Source organism: Cellulomonas olei, from assembly GCF_039548315.1.
Taxonomy (GTDB): domain Bacteria; phylum Actinomycetota; class Actinomycetes; order Actinomycetales; family Cellulomonadaceae; genus Cellulomonas.
In genome coordinates, this window is the sequence record NZ_JBCLVN010000079.1 from 1 (window position 1) to 18941 (window position 18941).

At 74.8% G+C, this 18941-nt stretch carries 16 protein-coding genes; 5 read left to right on the forward strand and 11 right to left on the reverse strand.

Going from position 1 to position 18941, the window contains the following annotated elements:
* Window positions 1-315: 315 nt before the first annotated feature.
* On the reverse strand, window positions 316-1506 hold the full coding sequence (gene dusB / locus AAHH18_RS17345; protein ID WP_283319923.1) for a tRNA dihydrouridine synthase DusB: 1191 nt from the start codon (window positions 1504-1506) through the stop codon (window positions 316-318).
* Between the two features lie 188 nt (window positions 1507-1694).
* On the opposite strand from dusB, the gene AAHH18_RS17350 reads away from it, so the two are divergent.
* Window positions 1695-2963, forward strand: a complete 1269-nt coding sequence (locus AAHH18_RS17350) for a YibE/F family protein (protein ID WP_343302472.1) — start codon at window positions 1695-1697, stop codon at window positions 2961-2963.
* A gap of 129 nt (window positions 2964-3092) precedes the next feature.
* Here the strand turns inward: AAHH18_RS17350 and AAHH18_RS17355 are convergent, their stop codons facing one another.
* Both AAHH18_RS17355 and AAHH18_RS17360 read right to left on the reverse strand, forming a co-directional pair.
* Window positions 3093-4289 carry a YibE/F family protein gene (locus tag AAHH18_RS17355; RefSeq protein ID WP_343302473.1) on the reverse strand — a complete coding sequence of 399 codons (1197 nt, stop codon included), beginning with the start codon at window positions 4287-4289 and terminating at the stop codon, window positions 3093-3095.
* Window positions 4290-4364: 75 nt separating this feature from the next.
* Window positions 4365-5750: a glycine--tRNA ligase gene (locus tag AAHH18_RS17360; protein ID WP_222169793.1), complete on the reverse strand. Its 1386-nt coding sequence runs from the start codon at window positions 5748-5750 to the stop codon at window positions 4365-4367.
* A gap of 137 nt (window positions 5751-5887) precedes the next feature.
* Between AAHH18_RS17360 and AAHH18_RS17365 the strand changes: the two genes are divergently transcribed.
* Genes AAHH18_RS17365 through AAHH18_RS17375 form a run of 3 tightly spaced genes read left to right on the forward strand, consistent with a single transcriptional unit; the run spans window position 5888 to window position 8657 of the window.
* Window positions 5888-6862: a metal ABC transporter substrate-binding protein gene (locus AAHH18_RS17365; protein WP_343302474.1), complete on the forward strand. Its 975-nt coding sequence runs from the start codon at window positions 5888-5890 to the stop codon at window positions 6860-6862.
* Window positions 6859-7725: a metal ABC transporter ATP-binding protein gene (locus tag AAHH18_RS17370; protein ID WP_343302475.1), complete on the forward strand. Its 867-nt coding sequence runs from the start codon at window positions 6859-6861 to the stop codon at window positions 7723-7725. The genes AAHH18_RS17365 and AAHH18_RS17370 overlap by 4 nt, the downstream gene beginning before the upstream one ends.
* Complete coding sequence (locus AAHH18_RS17375; protein ID WP_343302476.1) at window positions 7722-8657, forward strand: metal ABC transporter permease; 936 nt, start codon at window positions 7722-7724, stop codon at window positions 8655-8657. Before AAHH18_RS17370 ends, AAHH18_RS17375 begins: the two co-directional genes overlap by 4 nt.
* A gap of 6 nt (window positions 8658-8663) precedes the next feature.
* Here the strand turns inward: AAHH18_RS17375 and AAHH18_RS17380 are convergent, their stop codons facing one another.
* Window positions 8664-9518: a PRD domain-containing protein gene (locus AAHH18_RS17380; RefSeq protein ID WP_283319916.1), complete on the reverse strand. Its 855-nt coding sequence runs from the start codon at window positions 9516-9518 to the stop codon at window positions 8664-8666.
* Window positions 9519-9669: 151 nt separating this feature from the next.
* Window positions 9670-11760: a glucose PTS transporter subunit IIA gene (locus AAHH18_RS17385; RefSeq protein ID WP_343302477.1), complete on the reverse strand. Its 2091-nt coding sequence runs from the start codon at window positions 11758-11760 to the stop codon at window positions 9670-9672.
* 205 nt (window positions 11761-11965) lie between these two features.
* On the opposite strand from AAHH18_RS17385, the gene AAHH18_RS17390 reads away from it, so the two are divergent.
* The gene (locus AAHH18_RS17390; RefSeq protein WP_343302478.1) at window positions 11966-12637 is read left to right on the forward strand and encodes a DedA family protein; all 672 of its coding nucleotides are present in this window, start codon (window positions 11966-11968) and stop codon (window positions 12635-12637) included.
* A 28-nt stretch (window positions 12638-12665) separates the two neighbouring features.
* Here the strand turns inward: AAHH18_RS17390 and AAHH18_RS17395 are convergent, their stop codons facing one another.
* From AAHH18_RS17395 to AAHH18_RS17420, 6 genes are all read right to left on the reverse strand, one after another.
* A complete protein-coding gene (locus tag AAHH18_RS17395; RefSeq protein WP_343302479.1) occupies window positions 12666-13022 on the reverse strand; it encodes a VOC family protein in 357 nt (118 codons plus the stop codon).
* A gap of 71 nt (window positions 13023-13093) precedes the next feature.
* Entirely contained in the window at window positions 13094-13870 is a 777-nt protein-coding gene (locus AAHH18_RS17400; RefSeq protein ID WP_222169799.1) for an isoprenyl transferase, read from the reverse strand.
* On the reverse strand, window positions 13870-14601 hold the full coding sequence (recO, locus tag AAHH18_RS17405; RefSeq protein ID WP_343302480.1) for a DNA repair protein RecO: 732 nt from the start codon (window positions 14599-14601) through the stop codon (window positions 13870-13872). The genes AAHH18_RS17400 and recO overlap by 1 nt, the downstream gene beginning before the upstream one ends.
* Before the next feature lie 320 nt (window positions 14602-14921).
* A complete protein-coding gene (gene leuA, locus AAHH18_RS17410; RefSeq protein WP_283319910.1) occupies window positions 14922-16691 on the reverse strand; it encodes a 2-isopropylmalate synthase in 1770 nt (589 codons plus the stop codon).
* 174 nt (window positions 16692-16865) lie between these two features.
* Window positions 16866-18290 (reverse strand): outer membrane protein assembly factor BamB family protein, encoded by a 1425-nt coding sequence (locus AAHH18_RS17415; RefSeq protein ID WP_283319909.1) that lies wholly within the window; start codon window positions 18288-18290, stop codon window positions 16866-16868.
* Window positions 18291-18325: 35 nt separating this feature from the next.
* Window positions 18326-18941 (reverse strand): FHA domain-containing protein (locus AAHH18_RS17420; protein WP_343302481.1); only part of this gene is annotated, 616 nt, incomplete at its 5' end.

Sequence of the window (18941 nt, forward strand, 5' to 3'; positions counted from 1 at the left end):
CGCTGCCCGCATGCTCGCGCACCCGCCCGCGTGCTCGTCCCCGCGTGCAGACCCACCGAGAGTCCAGGACACGCCGATCGATCGCGCGCATACCGGGCGTGTCCTGGCCTCTCGACCCGGACCGCGGTCGGGTCGAGAGGCCACCGCGGCCGCAGCGCAGGGCCGGCACGCGCCCCGCGTACCCACGTGCAGGCCGCCGAGAGTCCAGGACACGCCGAGTGCTCGCGCGCGGATCCGGGCGTGTCCTGGACTCTCGGTGCACTCGACAGCGCGCGGACGGGCGCGGGCGCGCGGTCGGGGGCGGGTCGGGGCGGGTCAGCCGCCGGAGACGCTGAGCTCGGCCTCGTGCAGGGCCTGGCGGAAGTCCTCGGACAGCTCGCGGGAGTCCAGCCAGCCGTCCGGCAGGTGCGGGCGCTTCGGCGTGCCGGCCCGGCCGCGCTGGCCCTCGGCGGCCTCGCCCGGGTACGGCTGGTCCAGGTCGAGGGCCGCCAGCCGGTCGTCGAGCTCCGCGAGGGACGACACGAGCCCGAGCGCCGCCCGCTGCTCCCCGCCGACCACGTAGCCCTTCCAGTACCAGGCCATGTGCTTGCGGAGCTCGCGCAGGGCCTTCCCCTCGTCGCCGAAGTGCTCGACCATGAGCTCGGCGTGCCGCCGGATGACCTGCGCCACGTAGCGGGCGCCCGGCCGGATGCGCTCCGGGGACCCGGCGAACGCCGCCGCGAGGTCCGCGAACAGCCACGGCCGACCCTGGCAGCCGCGCCCGACGACCACGCCGTCGCACCCCGTCCGCCGCACCATCTCCAGCGCGTCCTCGGCGGACCAGATGTCCCCGTTGCCGAGCACCGGGATGTCGGTCACGGTCTCCTTGAGGCGGGCGATCGCCTCCCAGTCGGCCGTGCCGGAGTAGTACTGCTCGGCCGTCCGCGCGTGCAGCGCCACCGCCGCGACGCCCAGGTCCTGGGCGACCAGGCCGGCCTCCAGGTACGTCAGGTGGTCCTCGTCGATGCCCTTGCGCATCTTCACGGTCACCGGGACGCCGTAGGGGCGCGCCGCGTCGACGGCGGCGCGCAGGATCGACTCGAACAGCTCGCGCTTCCACGGCAGGGCCGAGCCGCCGCCGCGCCGCGTGACCTTCGGCACCGGGCACCCGAAGTTCAGGTCGACGTGGTCGGCGCGGTCCTCCGACGCGATCAGGTGCACCGCCGCACCGACGGTCGCCGGGTCCACGCCGTACACCTGCACGGAGCGCGGCCGCTCGTCCGGGGCGTGCGAGATGATCCGCATCGACTCCTCACCCCGCTCGACCAGCGCGCGCGACGTCACCATCTCCGCGACGTACAGCCCGGCGCCCGACTCCCGGCACAGCCGCCGGAACGCCGCGTTCGTCACGCCGGCCATCGGGGCGAGCACCACGGGGGTGTCGACGGACAGCGGCCCGATGCGCAGCGGGGGCAGCACGGTGCGGTCGGTCGCGGGCGCGGCCGGGGCGGCGGGGACAGCGGTCATACGTCGATTGTCCCCCAGCGCCCGGCGCGGGCGCGCGGGGCGGCGGGCCGGGCGGGTGCGCGGGGCCGGGCGGGGGCGCGGGCGGTACCGCCGGCGGGTGCGCGGGGCCGGCGACTCGGGCGGGTGCGCGGGGCCGTGCGGGGGCGCATGCCGGGTGCGCGCGGGGCGGACCCGGCAGAATCGCCTCCGTGCCGACCCCCACCGCGCTGCGCACCCGTCGTCTGATCGCCGCGATCCTGCTGCCGCTCGTGCTCGCCGCCGGCGTCGGCGTGGCCCTGACCTGGCCGCACGGCGAGATCGACAGCGACCGCACGATCAGCGCCGTCGACCTCGACTACCCCACCGCGACCGTCACGGGGACGTCCGTCGAGCAGTGCGAGGGCACCGTCGAGGACCGGCAGCCGGACGGGACGATCCCGGCCGAGGTCCCCTGCCTGCGGGTGTCCGCGACCGTGACCAGCGGCCCGGAGCGCGGGCGGGACGTCGAGGTGTGGGCGACGGCGTCGACCACCGCCGACGACGTGCCCGCGGGGACGCGCATCCTCGTCGAGCACTACCCCGCGTCGGGCTCCGACCCGGAGGTCTGGGCGTGGCACGACTACGACCGCACGCTGCCGCTCGTGACGATCGCGCTCGTGTTCGCCCTGGCGATCATCCTCGTCGCGCGCAGCCGCGGGCTGCGGGCGCTGATCGGGCTGCTCATCGCGTTCGCCGTCATCGGCGGGTACGTGCTGCCGGCGCTCGTCCGGGGCGAGAACCCGGTGGTCGTGGCGCTCAGCGCGTCGACGCTCATCATGGTGGTGGTCCTGTACCTCGCCCACGGGCTGTCGCTGCGCACGTCCGCCGCGCTGCTCGGCACGCTGGCGGGGCTCGCGGCCACGACGGTGCTCGGGGTGCTCGGGGCGGAGTGGGCGCGACTGTCGGGCGTCAGCACCGAGGACTCCTACCGGCTCGCGCAGCTGCTGGGCGACAGCGGCGCGACGTCCCTGCGCGGGCTGTTCCTGTGCGGGCTCGTGCTGGCCGGCCTCGGCGTGCTCAACGACGTCACGATCACGCAGGCGTCCGCGGTGTGGGAGCTGCGCGCGGCGTCCCCGGCGGCCACCCGGGCGGAGCTGTTCCGCGGCGGTATGCGGATCGGCCGGGACCACATCGCGTCGACCGTCTACACGATCGCGTTCGCCTACACCGGCGCCGCGCTGCCCGTGCTGCTGCTGCTCGAGCTGTACCAGCTGCCGCTCGGGCCGACGCTGACCAGCGGGGAGTTCGCGGAGGAGATCGTCCGCACGATGGTCGGGTCCATCGGCCTCGTGCTGGCGATCCCGCTGACGACCGCGATCGCGGCGCTGGTCGTCACGCGCTCCGGCGCGGCGCCGGCCCGGCACGCGGCCCCCGACGGCCACGCGCACGCCCACGTCCACGCGGTCGCCGAGGTCGACGCCCCCGGCCACCCGGGCTGACCGCGCCCGCCCGAGCCCGAGCCCGAGCCCGCTCGAGCTCGTCGAGGGTGCAGCAGATGTGGGTTTCCGGCCGCGGAACCCCACATCTGCTGCAACCTCGAGCGGGGACACCCGGGGACGCGGGTCCGGTCAGGGCAGAGCGGGTCCGGTTCCGTCGGGCGCGGTCGAGGCCGGCGCGGTCGAGGCCGGCGCGGACGAGGTCTGAGCGGACGGGGTCTGCGCGGGCGGGGTCTGCACGGTCGGGGCCGGTGCGGGCGCGGGGCCCGGCACCAGGGCCGCCGCCACGGCCGTCGTCAGGGGGATCGCGAGGACCAGCCCGATCGACCCGACCATCGTCCGGACGACCTCCTCCGCGATCTCCCCGGACGTCAGCGAGTCGAGCAGCGTGCGGTCGGACATCGCGACCAGCAGCACGAGCGGCAGCGCCGCCCCGAGGTACGCGAACGCCACCGTGTAGACCGTGGACGCGATGTGGTCGCGGCCGATCCGCATGCCGCCGGCGAACAGCTCGCGCCGGGTCGCCGCGGGCGAGACCGCGCGCAGCTCCCACACCGCGGACGCCTGCGTGATCGTCACGTCGTTGAGCACGCCGCGGCCGGCCAGCACGATCCCGCACAGCAGGATGCCGCGCAGGCTCGCGTCGGGGGCGAGCGACAGCAGGTCGAGCGCGTGCTCGCCGCTCAGCCCCGTGAGGTGGGTCGCCCCGGTGGCCCAGGTGGCGAGCAGCCCGGTCGCGAACAGCCCGCCGAGCGTGCCGAGCAGCGCGACGGACGTGCGGACCGAGACCCCGTGCGCGAGGTACAGCAGCACGTACAGCAGCGCCGCGGCGGTGACGAGCGCGACCGGCAGCGCGGGCTTCCCGGCCAGCAGCGCCGGGACGGTGAACCCGAGCACCCCGGCCACGGACACGGCGAGGCCCAGCAGCGCACCGACGCCCCGCAGTCGCGCGACGGCCAGCACCAGCACCACCAGCACCCCGGCGAGCAGGGCCATCGGCGGGCCGCGCACCAGGTCGACGAACACGTACGGCGCCGCTCCGGTCACCTGCGGCAGCGCGAGGACGCGGATGCGGTCCCCCGCGCTCACGACGTCGAGGTACTCCGGGGCGACCTGCACGGTGACGGTCTCCCCCGCCGCCGTCTCGGCCAGCAGCGCAGGACCCGTCTGCGCGTCCGCGAGCAGGTCGGTGTCCGTGACCGTCACGACCTGGTACGACGAGCCCTCGGGCGTCGTGTCGAGCACGGGGGTCGCGGTGCGCGGCCACAGCCACGCCAGGCCGGCCAGCGTCGCGACCGCGGCGACGGCCAGCAGGAGGACGACCACCACGCGGGCCCGCCGCCCGACCCGGAGGTCGGGGACGTCACCGCCCGCGTGGTGGCCGTGGGTGTGCACGCGCGGGGCTCAGGCCCCGACGAGCCGCTGCGCGAGGTAGCCGGTCACCTGGTCCAGCGCGACCCGCTCCTGCGTCATGTCGTCGCGGTGCCGGATCGTGACGGCCTGGTCCTCGAGCGTGTCGAAGTCCACGGTGATGCAGAACGGCGTGCCGATCTCGTCCTGGCGGCGGTACCGGCGGCCGATGGCGCCGGCGTCGTCGAAGTCGACGTTCCAGGACCTCCGGAGCTCCGCGGCGAGGTCGCGGGCCTTGGGCGAGAGCGCCTCGTTGCGGGACAGCGGCAGCACCGCGGCCTTGACGGGCGCCAGGCGCGGGTCGAGGCGCAGCACGGTGCGCTTGTCGACGCCGCCCTTCGCGTTGGGGGCCTCGTCCTCGTGGTACGACTCGACGAGGAACGCCATGAGCGACCGGGTCAGGCCTGCGGCCGGCTCGATGACGTACGGCACCCAGCGCTCGTCCTTGGTCTGGTCGAAGTACGACAGGTCCTGGCCGGAGTGCTTCGAGTGCGTCGACAGGTCGAAGTCGGTGCGGTTCGCGATGCCCTCGAGCTCGCCCCACTCCGAGCCGCTGAAGCCGAAGCGGTACTCGATGTCGACGGTGCGCTTGGAGTAGTGCGAGAGCTTCTCGGCCGGGTGCTCGTAGTGCCGCAGGTTCTCGCGCGAGATGCCCAGGTCGACGTACCAGTCGGTGCGCTGGTCGATCCAGTACTGGTGCCAGGTCTCGTCCGTGCCGGGCTCGACGAAGAACTCCATCTCCATCTGCTCGAACTCGCGGGTCCGGAAGATGAAGTTGCCGGGGGTGATCTCGTTGCGGAACGACTTGCCGATCTGGCCGATGCCGAACGGCGGCTTCTTGCGGGCCGTGGTCAGCACGTTGGCGAAGTTCACGAAGATGCCCTGGGCGGTCTCGGGCCGCAGGTAGTGCAGGCCGGACTCGTCCTCGACGGGGCCGAGGTAGGTCTTGAGCATCATGTTGAAGTCGCGCGGCTCGGTCCACTGGCCGCGGGTGCCGCAGTTCGGGCAGGCGATCTCGGCGAGGCCGCCCTCGGGGGCGCGGCCCTTCTTCTCCTCGAACTCCTCGATCATCTGGTCCTCGCGGAACCGCTTGTGGCACGAGAGGCACTCGGTGAGCGGGTCGGTGAAGACGCCGACGTGGCCGGAGGCGACCCACACCTGGCGGGGCAGGATGACGGCCGAGTCGAGCCCGACGACGTCGTCGCGGCCCTGCACGACGGTGCGCCACCACTGCTTCTTGATGTTCTCCTTGAGCTCGACGCCGAGCGGCCCGTAGTCCCACGCGGAGCGGGAGCCGCCGTAGATCTCCCCGCTCTGGAAGACGAAGCCGCGCCGCTTGGCGAGGGAGACGACGGAGTCGAGACGGGAGGGTGCTGCCACGGTGAGTGCTCCTGGTGCCGGGGGTCGCCGCGCCTGGGTGACGCGGGAGGGTGATCGCGAGCAAGGCTACCGGGCGGCACCCGCACCCGGGACGTCGTGTTTTGACACTCGTTCTCAACACAACGAGAATGGCTCTCATGTCCACTCGCCGCCGCACCCTGTCGACCCTCGCCCCCGCTGCCGCCACGGCCGCAGCGGCGGTGCTCGTGCTGTCCGCCTGCTCGTCCGGCGGGTCCGGCGGGTCGGACGGGTCGGGCGACTCCGGCGGCGTCCAGGTGCTCGCGTCGTTCTACCCGCTGCAGTACGTCGCCGAGCAGGTGGGCGGTGACCTCGTCTCCGTCGAGTCCCTGACGCCGCCCGGGGCCGAGCCGCACGACCTCGAGCTCTCCCCCGCGCAGGTCGACCAGGTCGGGCGCGCCGACCTCGTCGTGTACCTCTCGCAGTTCCAGGCCGCCGTCGACGACGCCGTCGAGGCGAACCCGCCGGGCCACGTCGTCGACGCCGCGCAGGACACCGAGCTGCACGCCGCGGAGCACACCGAGGACGGCGAGGGGCACGCGGACGACGAGCACGGCGAGGAGGAGCACGACCACGGCTCCCTCGACCCGCACTTCTGGCTGGACCCCAGCCGGCTGCCCGCCGTGGCCGACGACGTCGCCGCGCAGCTCGGCGAGCTCGACCCCGACCACGCGGACGAGTTCGAGGCGAACGCCCGCACGTTCGCGCAGGCCATGACCGACCTGGACGACGAGTACGCGGCCGGGCTCGCGACCTGCGAGAGCCGCACCATCGTCACCACGCACGAGGCGTTCTCCTACCTCGCGGACCGCTACGACCTCGAGCAGGTCGGCATCTCCGGCATCGACCCCGAGGGCGAGCCGTCGCCGGCGCGCCTGGCCGAGGTGGGCGACGTGGTGCGCGACGAGGGCGTGACGACGATCTTCTTCGAGACCCTCGCGAGCCCGAAGGTGGCCGAGACGCTCGCCGACGAGCTGGGCGTCCAGACCGCTGTGCTGGACCCGCTCGAGGGGCTCACGGACGACACGCAGGACTACGTCTCCGTCGCGAAGACCAACCTGGAGACGCTGCGTACGGCACTCTCGTGCGCATGACCGACGCACCGGACCGCCCCGCCGGCCCCCCGGCGGCCCCGGCCGACCCCGCCCGGCGACCCTCCGGCGCGCCGCAGCCGCCCGGGGCCGTGCCCGCCGTCTCGGCCACCGGGGTCGACGTGGTCCTCGGGGGCCAGCCGATCCTGACCGGCGTGGGGCTGCGCGTCGAGCGCGGCGAGGTCGTCGCGCTGCTGGGCGCGAACGGCTCCGGCAAGTCGACGCTGGTGCGGGCGCTGCTCGGCATCGTCCCGCGCACCGCCGGCGAGGTCCACCTGCTCGGGGCACCGCTCGGCGCGGGCGTCCCGTGGGAGCGGGTCGGCTACGTGCCGCAGCGCCTGCCCGTCGGTGCGGGCGTCCCCGCGACCGCGCTCGAGGTCGTCATGTCCGGCCTGGTGCACGGCCGCCGGCTCCGCCCGCCCCGCGACGCGCGCCGCCGCGCGCTGGCCGCGCTGGACGAGGTCGGCATGGCCGGGCACGCGCGCCGGTCGGTGCTCCAGATGTCCGGCGGGCAGCAGCAGCGGGTGCTCATCGCGCGCGCCCTGGTGCGCGACCCCGAGCTGCTCGTGCTGGACGAGCCGACCTCCGGCATCGACCTGCCGACGCAGGAGACGTTCGTCGCCACGGTGCGCGAGCGGCAGCGCGCGGGCGGGACCGTCCTGGTCATCCTGCACGAGCTCGGGGCGTTCGCCGACCTCATCGACCGGGCCGTCGCCCTGCGGCACGGCCGCGTGGTCTACGACGGCCCGCCGCCGACCGCGCGCGGCGAGCACGCCGGCGCCGGCCACGAGCACACCCACCCGCACGCCGACCCCCCGCCGCCCGAGGCCGGGTCGACCGGGCTGTCGATGGAGGTCCTCCCGTGACCTGGTTCGAGACCCTCGGGTCGATGCTGTCGTCCCCGCTGATGCAGCGCGCCCTGCTCGCGGCGGTCCTGGTCGGCGCCGCGGCGCCCGTCGTCGGGACGTTCCTCGTCCAGCGGCGGCTCGCCCTCATGGGGGACGGCATCGGGCACGTCGCGCTCACGGGCGTCGCCCTGGGCTGGCTGGTCGGCACGTGGGCCGGGCTGGTCCCGCAGGACACGCTCGCCGTCCCGGGCGCGGTCGTCGCGGCGATCATCGGCTCGGTCGTCATCGAGTGGGTGCGCGCCCGCGGCCGCACCTCCGGCGACCTCGCGCTCGCGCTGATGTTCTACGGCGGCATCGCGGGCGGCGTGCTGCTCATCAAGCTCGCGGGCGGCACCAACGCCAACCTCGTGTCCTACCTGTTCGGGTCCATCTCGACCGTCTCGACCAGGGACCTGTGGTGGACCGTGGGGCTGGCCGTCGGGGTGCTCGCCGTCGGGCTCGGCCTGCGGCACGTGCTGTTCGCCGTCAGCCACGACGAGGAGTTCGCCCGCGGCTCCGGTCTGCCCGTCACCGCGCTCAACATGGTGGTCGCGACGATGTCCGCGCTCACCGTCACGATCGCGATGCGCGTCGTCGGGCTGCTGCTCGTGTCGGCGCTCATGATCGTCCCCGTCGCCGTCGCGCAGCTGCTCGCCGGGTCGTTCGCCCGCACGATGGCCGTGGCCAGCGGGATCGGGGTCGGCGTCAGCATCGTGGGGCTGTCCATCACGTACTGGGAGGACATCCCGCCGGGCGCGACGATCGTGCTCCTCGCCATCGGCCTGTACGCGCTGGTCGCGGTCACGCGCCCGCTGCTGCGCCCACGGCGCTCCGACGCCCCGCACCACGACCCGCACCCGGAGCTGCCGGACGACGTCGACCTGCCCGCCGCCGGCGCGGAGCGCTGCTAGGCGCCGCTACGCGTCGTCCGGCGTGCGCGCGTCCTGCGCGATGCGCGCGACGTGCAGCGCGAGGTACGACACCTCGTCCTCGGTGAGCCCGGCCTGCAGCCGCAGCTCCACCAGCCGCGCGAGGCGGTCCGCGGTCTCGGACGCCTCCGGGTAGGTCCGGCGGATCGCGTCCCCGACCGCCGAGTGGCGGTGGTCGTCGAGCTGGCGGCGCTGGTGGATCCGGACGAACAGGTACCGCAGGTGCGTGACGAACCGGCCGACGCTCACGCTGCCGGGGACCAGCTCGACGCCGTACGCCCCGGCCACGACGTCGAGGAACTGCTGGATCAGGCCGGTCATGGTGTAGCTGTACGACAGGTCCCCGGTCGCGAACCCGGCGTTGACGAGGTGCAGCGCCAGGCCCACGGCCTCGGTCGGCGGGAGCGGGGTCCCGACCCGCGCGTTCACCGCCGCGAGCAGCGCCGTGGCCTGCTCGTGCTCCTCGGCGTAGAGGTTCGTCACCTCGGCCAGCAGCGGGTACTCCACCGCCTGGCCCTGCTCCGCGCGGCGCAGGGCGAACCCGATGTGGTCGGCCATCGCCACGACGAGCGCCGGCTTGGCCGCGAGCCGCTCGAGCCCGATCTCCGTCAGGGCGTCCCCGACGAGCTGCACGTGCTCGGGCGGGATGCCCGCCAGCAGGCCGGCCAGGTGGTCGGGGTCGCGGCCGTCGTCGGGCCGGAACACCCGCACGACCCGGTCGTCGGCGACGTGGTCGCCCGGCTTCGCCTGGAACCCCAGGCCGCGGCCCGTGAGGATCACCTCGGCGCCGCGGTCGTCGCGCGCCAGCACCAGGTTGTTGTTGAACACGCGCAGGACGTCCACGGCGTCGCTCCTGGGTCGGGGTCGGGCGGCTCGGTCGGGGTGGGTCGCGGGTGGTGCTGCGGGACGGACGCGGACGGCGGACGGCGCCGCACCCGACCCGCGAGGGCCGGGCGCCGCGCCGTCCGCCGGTACCGCGTGGGTGCGGTGCGGCTCAGGGCTCCACGTCGACGACCGCGTCGCCCGGGACGACGCTACCCGCCGGACGCGGCGACACCGAGGTCAGCGCCCGCGAGTTGAGCACCGTCACGACCGTCGTGGTGTCGAAGCCCGCGGCGCGGACCGCGTCGAGGTCCACGGTCGCGAGCCGGTCGCCGACGGCGACGTGCTGGCCCTTGGCGACGGCGACCGCGAAGCCCTCGCCCGCCATCCGGACGGTGTCGATGCCGACGTGCACCAGCACCTCGACACCGTCGGCCGTCTTGATCCCGAACGCGTGCCCGGTGTCCGCGACCGTCACGAGCTCCCCGGCGACCGGGGCGACGACCTCGCCGGACGTCGGCACCACGCCGACGCCCTCACCGAGGGCCTGCGAGGCGAACACCGGGTCCGCGACCTGCGCGAGGGGCACCAGCTCGCCGGCGACGGGCGAGGCCACGACCGTGGTCGGGGCGGTCGCCAGCGCCACCGCGGCGGGGGCGGCGGCCGTGGCGGTCGCCGTGGCGGTCGCCGCCGGGGAGGCGGCCGGCGACGCGGCGGACGGCGACGTGGCAGCAGGGGCGGCGGCGGGGGCCGCGGCCTCGAGCGCGAGGTCGGCCTCGGCCTGCGCCCGGGCGGCGGCGGCCTCGGCGCGCTGCTCCGGCGTGCGGTAGTCGGACACGATGACCAGCACCATCGAGACCGCGAACGCCGCGGCGACCGCGATGGCGTACACCGGCATCGGGTCGAACACCGGGATGGTCAGCAGCGAGGTGAACGCGAACGCCTGGGTGTCGACGCCGCCGAGCACGCCGATGATGACGCCGCCCACGAGGCACCCGACGAGCATGCGCGGGTAGATCCGCTTGAACCGCAGGTGGATGCCGTAGAGCGACGGCTCGGAGATGCCGCCGAGCAGGCCCGCCGCGAGCGCGCCGGTGGCCGTCTGGCGCATCTGCACGTCCTTGTCGCGCACCGCGAGCACGAGCACGCCGGCGGTGGCGCCGAAGCAGGCGAAGTTCCACGCGCCCATGGGGCCCTGGATGAAGTCGTAGCCGAGGGTGTTCAGGTTGACCAGCATCAGCGCGTTCAGCGGCCAGTGCAGGCCCAGCGGCACCAGGAACGGGTAGATCAGCGGGATCACGATGGCGAACACGATCGGCGCGTTGCCGTTCAGCCACGCGAGGCCGTCGCCGAGGCCCGACCCGAGCCAGATGCCGAGCGGGCCGAGCAGGAACGCCGTGACCGGGATCATGACGACCATCGACAGGAACGGCACGAACACCATCTGGATGTTCTCCGGGAACACCCGCTTCAGCCCGCGGTACAGCGGGGCGAGCACCGCGACCATGATGAGCGGCACGAACACCTGGCCGCCGTAGTCGTTGAGCTGCATCGGCAGCCCGAAGACGTCCGCCACGCAGGCCGTCGTGCCGAGCGTCGCGTTGGTGGTGCAGACGGTCGACGCGGCGTCCGTCAGGCTGAGGAAGTTCGGCGTCATGACCGCGGCCATGACGGTGGCGCCCAGCCACGGGTCGACCTGCAGCTTCTTCGCGGCGTTGTACGCCACCATGATCGGCAGGAAGTAGAACACCGCGCGCCACATCGCGTCGACGAACACCCAGGTCGCCGGCTTGTCCGCCGCGCGGAAGTCCACGACGCCGAGGGCGTCGAGCACCGCGGCGAACGCGATGATCAGGGACGCGCCCAGCAGCACGCCGAGCAGCGGGCGGAACGAGTCCGACAGGTACTCGAACACCGCGTCGAGCCACGCGACCTTGCCGCGCGCCTTCGACCGGGCCGCGGCCTTCACGTCCGCGTCGGACTGCCGGGCCGCGCCGACCCCCGCCATCTCGGGCAGGTGCATGATCTGCGTGTACACGGTCTGCACCGCGCCGCCGATGACGACCTGGTAGCGGTCGCCGGACTGCGGCACCGCGCCCATCACGCCGGGGATCCGCTCCACGGTCGGCTGGTCGACCACGGAGGCGTCGCGCAGCTCGAAGCGCAGCCGGGTGGCGCAGTGGGTGAGGCTGAGGACGTTCGACGGTCCTCCGACCGCCGCGATGATCTCCTCGGCCCTGTCGCGCGTCGTCGCGGACGTCATCTGGGACTCCCTCGTTGGAAACGTCCACCGGCGTCCGGGCACAAAAAAAGACCCGGGACGCATCTCTGCGGCCCAGGTCTTGCCCCGCGACGGTGGCGGGTAACAATCCTGTGGATGAGCTCAAGCTCGGCGAGGACAGTAGCACGCGCCACCGGGGGCTCCGTGCCGGACGAACGTCCCGGGGTGCCCCCGTAGACTTCCCGGGGTGACGGACGTGGCTGCGGCGTACGGGATGGCGGGGCGCCCGCTGTGGTTCGTGTTCGCCGCGCTGTTCGTCATCGTGATGGCGCGCTCGCACCTGTTCTACTGGCTCGGGCGGGGCGTGTACTCGGGCGCCGCGCACCTCGCGGACCAGGCGGTGGCCGGTGCGCCCGCCGCCGACGCCACCGCTGCTGACACCGCCACCGCCTCTGACACCGCCGCCGCCGCGGCCGCTGCCGGGGACGACGCCCGCCGCGGCGCCGCTCTGCGCGCCCGCGCCCAGCGGCTCGTGCAGACCCGCGCCGCGCGCCGCGGGCTCGCCCTCGTGCACCGCTGGGGCCCGCTCGCCGTGACCTTCGCCTACGTGACGGTGGGCGTGCAGACGGCCGTGTTCGTCGGTGCCGGCCTGCTGCGGATGCCCTACCTGCGCTTCGTCGTCGCGTCCGTCCCCGGCAGCGTCGCCTGGTCGGCGATCTGGGGCACCGTCGGGCTCGGCGTCGTCTGGGGGGCCGTCGGACTCGCTGCGCGCTCGCCGTGGGCGCTGGCGGGCGTCGTCGCCGGCGTCGCGGTCGTCGTCGTGGTGGCCCTGCGCCGGCACCGGGCCGGCCGGCGGCACGTGGCCGACGGGCCGGCGGCGACGGACGCAGCCGCGGACCGGACGTCACCCGTCGTCTGACGCCGCCGCGCCCGCACCAGCCCCGCCGTCAGGCGCCGTCCTCCTGGGCCAGGCAGAACTGGTTGCCGTCCGGGTCGGCCAGCACCGTCCACGTGAACCCGTGCTCCGCCCGCTCCGCCACCAGGGTCGCGCCGTCGGCGAGCAGCTCCTGCGCCGTGGCGGTCCGGTCCGGCACGTGCAGGTCCAGGTGCAGCCGGTTCTTGCCCGGGGTCGGGTCCGCCACGCGCTGGAACGCCAGCGTCGGACCGGCGTCGGACGTCACGAGCACGAACCAGCCGTCCGAGTCGTCCCGCACCGTCCCGCCGGTGTGCCGCGCCCACCAGCCCGCCAGCGACACCGCGTCCGTCGTGTCGAAGGTGATCATGCCCACTGCCATTGCGCTCATGACCCCAACCTAGGGCCAGGCACCGACACGCGGGCGCGGTCCGTCCCCCCGCGTCCGCGCAGGTCGGGGCCTCAGGCCGGGGCGGGCGCGTCCACGGCGCCGCCGTAGCGGCGGTCGCGCCGGGCGTACGTCTCGATCGCCCGCCACAGGTGGCGCCGGTCGACGTCCGGCCACGGCTCGTCCAGGAACACGAGCTCCGCGTACGCCGCCTGCCAGATCATGAAGTTCGACGTGCGCTGCTCGCCCGACGACCGCAGGAACAGGTCGACGTCGGGCAGGTCCGGCTCGTCGAGGTACCGCTGGACCGTCTTCTCGCTGACCTTGTCGGCGCGCAGCCGGCCGGCGGCCACGTCCTGCGCGATCGCCTTCGCGGCGTCCGCGATCTCCGCCCGCCCGCCGTAGTTCACGCACATCGTCAGCGTGCAGGTCGTGTTGCCCGCGGTCAGGCGCTCCGCCTCCTCGAGCTCGGAGATCACCGACCGCCACAGCCGCGGCCGCCGGCCCGCCCAGCGCACCCGCACGCCCCAGTCGTTCATCACGTCGCGGCGCCGACGCAGGACGTCCCGGTTGAAGCCCATGAGGAACCGCACCTCCTCGGGCGAGCGCGACCAGTTCTCCGTCGAGAACGCGTAGGCCGACACGTGCGTCACGCCGATCTCGATGGCGCCGGCGACGACGTCCAGCAGGGACGCCTCCCCCGCGGCGTGCCCGGCCGTGCGGGGCAGCCCGCGCGCGTTCGCCCACCGGCCGTTGCCGTCCATGACGATCGCGACGTGCTTCGGGACGAGCTCCTTCGGCAGCACGGGCGGGCGGGCGCCACTGGGGTGCGGCGGCGGTGGGACCGGCATCAGATCCTCTCGACCATCGGCAGCGAGCGCAGCGTGCGCTCCAGGTGGAACTGGGAGTACGCGGACACCAGCCCGTTGCCCTCCTTGCGGTGCCGCTCGGCGGACGCCTCGGCGACGGGCCAGTCCCCGGCGAGCAGCGCGGCCAGCAGGCTGAGGGTCTCCGGCGCCGGCGCGGTGGCGCCCGGCGGGCGGCAGGACAGGCAGACGGCACCGCCCTGAGCGACCGCGAACGAGTGGTGCGGACCGGGCCGGCCGCAGCGCGCGCAGTCGGTGAACGACGGCGCCCACCCGGCGATGGCGAGGGCGCGCAGCAGGTACGAGTCGAGCACGAGCCCCGGCGCGTGCTCGCGCCCGGCCAGCGACCGCACGGCGCCGACCAGCAGCCAGTACTGCTGCAGCGACGGCTCCCGCTCCGCCTCGACCAGCCGCTCGGCGGTCTCCAGCATCACGGTGCCCGCGGTGTACAGCGCGTAGTCCTCGCAGACCGGCCGGCCGTAGGCGCCGAGGGTCTCGACCTGCGTGACGACGTCGAGGTTCCGGCCCGTGCTGAGCTGCGCGTCGACGTGCATGAACGGCTCGAGCCGGGACCCGAACCGGGACGTCGTGCGCCGGACCCCCTTCGCGACCGCGCGCACCTTGCCGTGGGTGCGGGTCAGCAGGGTGACGATCCGGTCCGCCTCCCCGAGCTTGTGGGTGCGCAGCACGATCGCCTCGTCGCGGTAGAGGCTCACCGGCCCATTGTCCCCCGCCGCGCCCCCGTTCGCGTGCTGCCCGCGCCGCCCGCCGGGCACGTGCACCGAGCGCACCCCGTCCCTCCACACGCCCCCGTTCGGATCCTCCCGCACCGACACGCCCGGCGCGTCCGGCCGTTCGGATCCGAACGACGACGTGGGAGCGGGTCCGGAGAGCGCGCGGAGCCGTGCGGGGCCGTGCGGGCCCGGGCACGGCGACGCCCGGCCCCGCACCGGCGCGCGGGTGGCGCGGTGGGCGGGACCGGGCGCGGGGGCCGGTCAGGGGTGGTGCCGGCCCCCGTCGTGGGGCCCGCGCCGGGTCAGGCGGGGGCGGACGCGCGCTCGGCGCGGTTCACCGCGGACACGATGGCCTTGAGCGACGCGGTCGTGATGGACGGGTCGATGCCGACGCCCCAGAGCGTCTGGTCGCCGACCGCGCACTCCACGTACGCGGCGGCGGTCGCGTCGCCGCCGGCGGACAGGGCGTGCTCGGCGTAGTCGAGCACCTGGACGCGGACGCCGACCTGCCCGAGCGCCGCGACGAACGCCGCGATCGGCCCGTTGCCGGACGCCTCGACGGTGCGGTCCACGCCGCCGTCCACGAGGTCCACCGCGAGCGTGTCCGGGCCCTCCTCGCCGCTGGTGGTGCGGGTGCCGCGCAGCGCGAACCGGCCCCACGGCGCGAGGTCGGACCCCGGCTCGACGGGCAGGTACTCGTCGGTGAAGATCCGCCACAGCTCGTCCGCGGTGACCTCGCTGCCGTTCGCGTCGGTGAACCGCTGCACGACCTGCGAGAACTCGATCTGCAGCCGGCGCGGCAGGTCCAGGTCGCGCTCGGACTTCATCAGGTAGCTGATGCCGCCCTTCCCGGACTGCGAGTTGACGCGGATGATCGCCTCGTACGACCGGCCGACGTCCTTCGGGTCGATCGGCAGGTACGGCACGGCCCAGACGACGTCGTCGACGCCCTTGCCCTCGGCGGCCGCGCGGGCCTCCAGGGCGTCCAGGCCCTTCTTGATCGCGTCCTGGTGCGACCCGGAGAACGCCGTGAACACCAGGTCGCCGCCGTACGGGTGCCGCTCGGGGACGGCCATCTGGTTGCAGTGCTCGACGACGCGCCGGATGTGGTCGATGCCGCCGCCGACCGCGAAGTCGATCTCCGGGTCGACGCCCTGGCTGAACAGGTTCATGCCGAGCGTGACCAGGCAGACGTTGCCGGTGCGCTCGCCGTTGCCGAACAGGCAGCCCTCGATGCGGTCCGCGCCGGCCAGGTAGCCCAGCTCGGCGGCGGCGACGGCGGTGCCGCGGTCGTTGTGCGGGTGCAGCGACAGCACGACGTGCTCGCGGTACCGCAGGTTCCGGCCCATCCACTCGATGGAGTCCGCGTAGACGTTGGGCGTCGCCATCTCGACGGTCGCCGGCAGGTTGATGATCACCGGCTTGTCGGCGGTGGGCTCGAACACGTCCAGCACGGCGTTGCAGATGCGCGCCGCGAACTCCAGCTCGGTGCCGGTGTACGACTCCGGGCTGTACTCGTAGAACACCTCGGTGCCCGGGACGCTCTCCTCGTACTTCTTGCACAGCCGGGCGCCGGAGACGGCGATGTCGACGATGCCGTCCTCGTCGGACCGGAACACCACCTCGCGCTGCAGCACCGACGTGGAGTTGTACAGGTGCACGATGGCCTGCTTCGCGCCGGCGATCGCCTCGTACGTCCGCTCGATCAGGTGCTCGCGGGACTGCGTCAGGACCTGGATGACGACGTCGTCGGGGATGCGGCCCTCGTCGATGAGCATCCGCACGAAGTCGAAGTCCGTCTGCGAGGCGGACGGGAAGCCGACCTCGATCTCCTTGTAGCCCATCTCGACGAGCAGCTCGAACATCGCCAGCTTGCGGGCGGCGTTCATCGGCTCGATCAGGGCCTGGTTGCCGTCGCGCAGGTCGACCGCGCACCAGCGCGGGGCCTTCGTGATCTGCTTCGTCGGCCAGGTCCGGTCCGGCAGCTCGACGCGGATCTGGTCGGCGAACGGGCGGTACTTGTGCACCGGCATGCCGCTCGGCTGCTGGGGGTTGCTGTCGTGGTAGCTCATCGGAGGTCCTTCGCGTCGCGGGTGCTGCGGGTCAGCCGGCGCACCGAACACCGCGACGAGGATCCGGCCTAGAGGGCCTCGTCGCGGCGGCGAAGGAGGAGGGTGCGGAGCGAGAGCACGTCAGCACTGTACCCCTGCCCGTCGGCCGGACCGCAAGCGCTCAGCATCCGGACGTCACTGGAGCAGCAGGATCTCGTCGCGCGTCCGGAGCACGAGGTGGCCGCCGACCTCGGTCACCGCCCGCACGCCGTCGGGCACCGGCAGGCTCCACTCGAGCACCCCGTCCACCAGCCGCCGCGCCTCGATCGTCGACGCCCCGGAGCCCGTCCGGCCGGCGGACAGGACGAGCCGCCCGTCGGTGAGCGGGGCCCACCACATGAGCGTCTGGCCGGGCGTCTGCCACAGCACGTCGCCGGTGCGGACGTCGACCACCTGGTAGCCGTCCACACCCACGAGGACGAGCTTGCCGTCGACGCGCAGCCGCGCCGCGCGGTACGTGTCGAGCCGCCACAGCTCGTCGCCGTCCGGCAGGGACCGGCCCACGACGCTGCCGCCGCTGTCCAGCACGAGCACGTCGGACGGCCGGCGGTCCGTCGCCGTGAACGACGGGAAGAGCGCCGACGACCGGAAGAGCTCCTTGCCGCTCCGGTCCCGCACCGTGCCGCCCTGACCGCTCGACCAGGTGCCGAAGACGCCCTGCGCGAGGGCGCCGATCGTGTACCACCGCGGCGTCCCGGTGGTGATGACGGAGCCGTCCGCGGCGTCCAGCACGGACGCCGACCACCCCTGCACCAGCACGAACGCGTCGTCCACCCTCAGCTCCGAGCCGGACACGATGCCCGAGCGCAGCCGCAGCGGCTCCGCACCGCGGTACCACCAGCGCAGGTGGCCTCCCTCGGCGGAGTAGCGGGCGACCTGCGGGTGGCCGTCCGGCGCGATGCTCAGCACGACGACGTCGTCCGCCAGCCGCTCGACCGCCGCCAGCCGCCCCACGAGCGTGAACGTGCTGCGCACCGCGCCGGTCGCCGCGTCGAGCGCCGACACCCGCGCCCAGCGCTCGTCCGGTGCGGGGAACGGCACCGTCGAGGGGTGCGCGGGGTCCGTCGCCACGACGGGCGGCTCCACCACGCACACGACGACGTCGCTCGTCCCGTCGGGGTCGGGCAGGCACCCCGTGAGCGGCCGGGTGCCGGCGGCCGGGCCGAGGTCCTGGTCCCAGCGGCGTCCGCCGGTCACGACGTCCCAGGCGGTCACCCGGAAGCGCCCCTCGCGCACGGACGCCGCGAGCAGCACGCCCTCGGCCGCGAGCAGGTCCTCCGAACGCGTCACCGGTGCGCGCCAGCGCGTCCACGGCGGGTCGTCCACCGGGCGGAGCATGCCCGCCGCGGTCCGGGGCCGGGCCGGGTCGCCGCCCGCCGCCAGCCCCGCGCCCACCGCACCGCCCGCGACGAGCGCCACCGTGATCGCGACGACGGCCCACCGCCGGGCGGTCGGCTGCCCGCCGCCCGGGCGCCCGGCGCGACGGTGGCGCCGCACGGGAGCGACGCCGTCCCGGGCCGCGCTCGTGCCGTCGACGTCGACCAGCTCGACGTCCTGCATCGTCGCACGAGACCGCGCGCGGCCCATGCGTCACTCTAGGCGCGCAGCCCCACGGACAGCGAGAGGTCGCCGAACGCCACGAGCGAGCCGTCGGTCAGCCGGACGCGCCGGTCCGGCAGGCACACGATGCGCTGCCCGTCCGCCAGCGTGACGAGGGTGCCGTTGGTGGAGCCGCGGTCCACGACCCACGCCCCGTGCTCGTCGGCCCCGAGCATGAGGTGCGTCTTGGAGACCGAACGGCCCGGGTCGCTCACGGGCGCCACCCGGACGCCCGGCTGGGGCTCGGGGTTGCGACCGACGAGCAGGGGTGCCTCCAGCCCGACGACCGTCCCGTCGGGCAGGCGGACGGCCCAGGAGCGCGGGGCGTCCGGCCCCGGTGCCGTCACCGTGGCGGGGAAGGGCTCGGGCGGCAGGGGCGGGACGGGCGGGAGCGGCGGCTCGGGCGGGAGCGCGAGCCGGGGCTCCGGCGCGGGTGGGACCCGGGGCTCGGGAGGGAGCGCGAGCCGGGTCTCCGGCGCAGGCGCGACCCGGGCCTCCGGCGCGGGCGAGAGCCAGGGCTCCGGCGCGAGCCGAGGCCGAGGCGCGGGCGCGGACTCCGGCGCGGGCGCGGCGGCGGGTCCCGGCGTCGCCGCCTCCGCGGGCGCCGGTGCG